We start from the raw sequence: 4,701 nt of genomic DNA, 5'->3' as shown, positions 1-4,701 counted from the left end.
GACTCATCTCGCTTTCTCTTCCTCTTTTTTCACTGCCCCGTTTTCGTTCGGGGTGCAAATGTAGGAGAATTATCAATTCAACAAACTCTTTCTTCACTTTTTTGCAAAATATTTTTGAATTGCCTCCTTTGACCTATTCCTGCTCCCCTATTGCCCTCGCTTTACATACCTTAAAACCATGGCTATTTCCCGGCAAGGGTTGCCCTGGAGTTGCACCAGGGTTGCACTGCAACCCCTATATTCAGTGCAACCCCGGTAGTATGGTCAGTGCAGCTTAAGCGGTAAGAGCGCCTTATATACCCCACTCTACTCGTTATTGGTCGGCAAAAAATGCCCCTGCAACAGTTCTTGCGCCTGGGCGATCATTTTTGAGGCCGGAACCGGTGTGCCGTCCATTACCCAGCAAAAGACCATTCGCACAATTCCGCCGGCAACCGCTTCCGCTTTGTACTGTAATAGCTGCCTTTCCATTCCCGCAGGTAGTGGCTTCCGTTTAAAATACCTTACGATCCTGCTCACCATGATAGCTGTAAAATGTTCTGCTATCTGGTAACCGATGGGCGTGCCATGGATCGCTTTTACAATAGAACCATATTCTGCCAAATGATTGAACCGGTAGGGCAAATTGATGCCCATCGGGTGCTGCGGATCGTTGCCGGAGAAGTGGATCAGTTCCCGCTGAAAGTTGATATTATTCAACAACAGTTTTTCCTTGCTTTCATAATGCGCATAAAACGTACTTCGCCCCACATTGGCTTTGTCAACGATATCCTGGATGGTGATGGCGTCGTATTCCTTTTCCCGCATCAACTGGCTCAATGAATCGGCCAGGAGTTGCTTGGTTTTTTGAATGCGCCGGTCTTCCTGCAAATCCTCTGTCATATTGCTGAACAGTTTAGGCTGTTTTGTTCAATAACTGTCATTTGACCGGTATTGTATGTTGTACAAACAAGTCAGTCGGGACAGCTTTACATAAAAATACAATTGTTCAATTTCATTAAACGAATGAATATGGATCATCAAAAGACATTTAAACCCGACCTGCGGTTATTGACAGGCTCATTGGTATCCACCATCGGCACATATGTGCTTACAGCATTGCACCATGCGTATGGCGCCTCGCTGTACAAAACACCCTGGCGTTTGCACATCGTGTATCACGGGTTGATCATCTTACTGATAACCGGCGCTTTTCTTTTTCTGTATGAATGGAGAAAGAAGAAAGTATTCCTTTTTCTTTACCTGACCATCGCCGGGTTATTCTTTGGCGGACTGATCGGATTGTATGAGGGTCTTTACAATCACCTGCTGAAAAACATCCTGTTCTTTGCCGGCCTGTCCCCTGCTTCCATGCGCTGGTTCTACCCCGCATCGCTGTATGAACTGCCCAATGACTGGCTGTTTGAAACTACCGGTATTTTACAGGCTATTATAGGTACGATACAATTGTATTATACAGTAAAACTATTCAGGGACATCAATCTCCCGTCACTACCAGTTTCTTCGTCTCCAACAACTGACCGCTGTTTGAAATAAAGCCTACGAGGTAATTGCCAGGCAGCCAAAGGCTCATTGGGATAATACTGCGTTCGTTAACCGGTTCCCGATGGATCATTTGACCAAGCACATTCCAAATGACTATATACTTAACACTGGCCGCGCCATTGACGCCTACGTAGAAATGACGCGCTGTTGGGTTCGGCCACAACAGCAGCTGGAAGCCGCCGGGTTTGCCACCCACGGCGATGGTGTCGGAGTAAGCGTAATCGCCATTGAAATCAACCAGCCTTAACCGGTAATAACTGATACCTGTATATTTATTGGCATCGTTGAGGGTATAATTCAGGTAGGTATTGCTGTAGCCATTGACCGCCTGTGAGGGTAAGGAGTCCCGTTTCTTAAATACAGACTCATTGCTCAGGCGGCGTTCTACTACAAAGTATTTGATCTTCACTTCGGGTTTGGTGGTCCAGTAAACATTCACGGTGTTATAATCCAGGCGATACCCATTTAACCAAACGTGGGTCAACACCCCGGCTGTATCGCCTTTGCCCGTGAATTTCGTGAAATAGGATGCTGATGAAATGTTGCTTCTGACTGTACGGGTGTTCACCCCGCTGTTAGCCAAAGCAGCCCCAGCCGTAAGCCAACCCCGTACCGGGTAATCCTGTGGATGGGATGTATCCCAGCCGGCGCCGCTATACCGGGAAACATAAGCACATCGCCGGTTGGCGCTGAAAACACTGCCTTCATCGGCCGTAAGGTGTTGCAAGGCGATGTCGGCCTCACCGGTATTGGGGTAAGTGCGTTTCCCTATTTCCCAGGTCTTGTTCACGCCCTGGTCCTTCAGATCGTTCCCTGTGAACAGGTCTTTTTTAACGCCATCGCTCACCCTTGCATGATAGTCGTCGCCCTGGGTGGAATGACTTCTGATGGCTACCGGGGTATAAGCGTTATCATCGGTTCCAATCGGGAATATCACCCAATTGTCGCGACTGCGGATATGCTCCCGCACCAGTAATCCGGTACCGGAGCTGCCGGTTATAATGTAGTGAATGGAATCGTACCCGGTTATTGAACCCGGGTTGCTATCCCCTATTACCAGGGTATTGTTTTGTAGGTATACATTTCCTGCACTGAAATGTAAACTATTCCGCACTTTAGTGGTGCTGCCGATCAGTTCAACCCCATACCTATTTTGAATGTCGAGGTTGGCAAAGGCAGCGCCGCTGCGGGTGGCGGCATTGTAACCGCCATCGAGCTGTTGCCGGCCACTGTTGGTTCCATTGAAACGGATCACGCCACCGACGCCCAATGCATCTTCTCCCTTGTTGCCTTCATCGGTAATCAGGGCATCAGTACCGTTCGTCCATTTTTTGCCTTTGAAATTCACCACGGCTTTTTTATCAACGCCCAGTTTGCCCTCGTTCACTACATTGGAAAAGATGGTAGCCGTGTCTCCTGCGAAATAAACTTTTCCTTTCTTTGGAACATAAAAACCTTGCTGGGCCCGGGCGGTGAAGCCGGAGGCTGCTATTAGTAAAAGGATGATATGTCTGATGAGATTTGTCACTTGTTAGTTGTGTGAAACGGCAACTTTGTCAACCTGTTAACTTATTAACTTGTCAACCCGAAAACTGATCGACTCACTGAATCAACGTTACATCAAAAGTAATAGACCCCAGCGTACTCGAACCCAATCCCGTTTGCGAACAGATAAAACCTATGGTAATGGTATTGGCCGCACTGATATAGGAATAAGCAATGGCTACTGCTGTCGGTAACTGACTGCGTGGGTTTACAATCACCGTTGCACCGGTGGTGGCGCCAGTTACTGTTGCTGTAATCACCTTTGTTGTACCCAAACCAAAGGCATTGTTATCAGTGATGCTGAAGCTGGTTTTTATCATATTGTTCAGCGCTGTTCCGGAACTGCCTAATTTATACGTACCGGCCACATCGAGGGTGGTGGCCGGACTGGTTGTTCCAATGCCTACTTTTCCGGCACTGGTAATACGCATCCGTTCATTGGAGGTGGCAATGCCACCCGTAAACAGGATCAGGCTTTTAGAAGTGGCGGTATTACCAACCACAAAATCCTGCCCGGCGCTGTATAAATAACCGTTATTGGCACCACTCAGGATATTATTGGCGTTGTTATAACCGCCGCCGTTTATACCGAGGTCCACATAGTTGGTGGTCTCTGTTCCATTATCGGCAGTAGCCACAATATCAGTGCTGGCCTGCCCCTGTGAAGAATTATTCTGAATATTGAACTGCAGATAGCCGTTCCGGTTACCTTTTGCAATGAGCAGGTTGTAGGAATTGGTAACATCCGCATCTATCAATACTTTTTCAGGGGCTGTAGAATCGAAGTTGTTTGAACCGATTCCCACATCTCCGGTGTTGGAGATGCGCATGCGTTCAACATTATTGGTAATGATGGGTAAATCGTAATTATCAATTGTACCAATTGTTTTCAGCGCACCTGCCGTATTACCATTCAATGCCCAATTGGCGCCGGCAGCGCCGCTGGCTGTAATAACACCAGTAGCGGCATTATAACCTATGCCCGAGCCGGCACTGAACAGGCCACGTACTTTCTGATAAAAGTTACTAATGTAACCGGTATCCATGGTAAGCGCGCCGGTATTGCCATTCAAAGAAGTGACTCCGGCATTACTGATAACACCGGTAGTGGCATTGTACGAAATGCCGGTTCCGGCCGCGTGTTCTGAACGTACTTTCTGGTAAAAGTTACTGATGTAACCGGTGTCCATGGTAAGCGCGCCGGTATTGCCATTCAAAGAAGTAACCCCGGCATTACTGATGACACCGGTAGTGGCATTGTACGAAATACCGGTCCCGGCCGCGTGTTCTGCCCGTACTTTCTGGTAAAAGTTGGCAATGTTGGTAGTATCTACTGTAGAAAGTTTGTTGTTAAACGTATTCCAGTCAGTGCTGCTCAGGTAACCATTTACTGAAGCAGTGGCCTGGGTAATACCTATCTGTCCGTTGGTAAGCGTAATAGGTGCAGCGGCACTGAACAGGCCGCGCACTTTTTGATAAAAGTTACTGATGTAACCGGTATCCATGGTAAGCGCGCCGGTATTGCCATTTAAAGAAGTGACCCCGGCATTAGTGATAACACCAGTAGTGGCATTATAACCTATGCCCGAGCCTGCACTGAACAGGCCACGT

Annotated in this window: 5 protein-coding genes; 2 read left to right on the top strand and 3 right to left on the bottom strand. The window is 47.8% G+C overall.

The annotated features are described in order from the left end of the window. A partial coding sequence (locus ACJ751_RS10655) for a hypothetical protein (protein WP_407745475.1) occupies positions 1-278 on the top strand: 278 nt, incomplete at its 5' end. A 28-nt stretch (positions 279-306) separates the two neighbouring features. Here ACJ751_RS10655 and ACJ751_RS10650 read toward each other — a convergent pair. Next, complete coding sequence (locus ACJ751_RS10650; RefSeq protein ID WP_407745474.1) at positions 307-882, bottom strand: TetR/AcrR family transcriptional regulator; 576 nt, start codon at positions 880-882, stop codon at positions 307-309. A 129-nt stretch (positions 883-1,011) separates the two neighbouring features. Between ACJ751_RS10650 and ACJ751_RS10645 the strand changes: the two genes are divergently transcribed. Next, positions 1,012-1,536 carry a hypothetical protein gene (locus tag ACJ751_RS10645; RefSeq protein ID WP_407745473.1) on the top strand — a complete coding sequence of 175 codons (525 nt, stop codon included), beginning with the start codon at positions 1,012-1,014 and terminating at the stop codon, positions 1,534-1,536. Here the strand turns inward: ACJ751_RS10645 and ACJ751_RS10640 are convergent. Further along, positions 1,478-3,073, bottom strand: a complete 1,596-nt coding sequence (locus tag ACJ751_RS10640; RefSeq protein WP_407745472.1) for a T9SS type A sorting domain-containing protein — start codon at positions 3,071-3,073, stop codon at positions 1,478-1,480. The genes ACJ751_RS10645 and ACJ751_RS10640 overlap by 59 nt on opposite strands. A gap of 73 nt (positions 3,074-3,146) precedes the next feature. Further along, positions 3,147-4,701: hypothetical protein (locus ACJ751_RS10635; protein ID WP_407745471.1), on the bottom strand; the 1,555-nt coding region annotated here is incomplete at its 5' end.

Source organism: Niastella sp. (genome assembly GCF_045805085.1).
GTDB lineage: Bacteria > Bacteroidota > Bacteroidia > Chitinophagales > Chitinophagaceae > Niastella.
The sequence above is the reverse complement of the archived record's forward strand: the minus strand, read 5'-3'. Positions and strand labels throughout refer to the sequence as shown.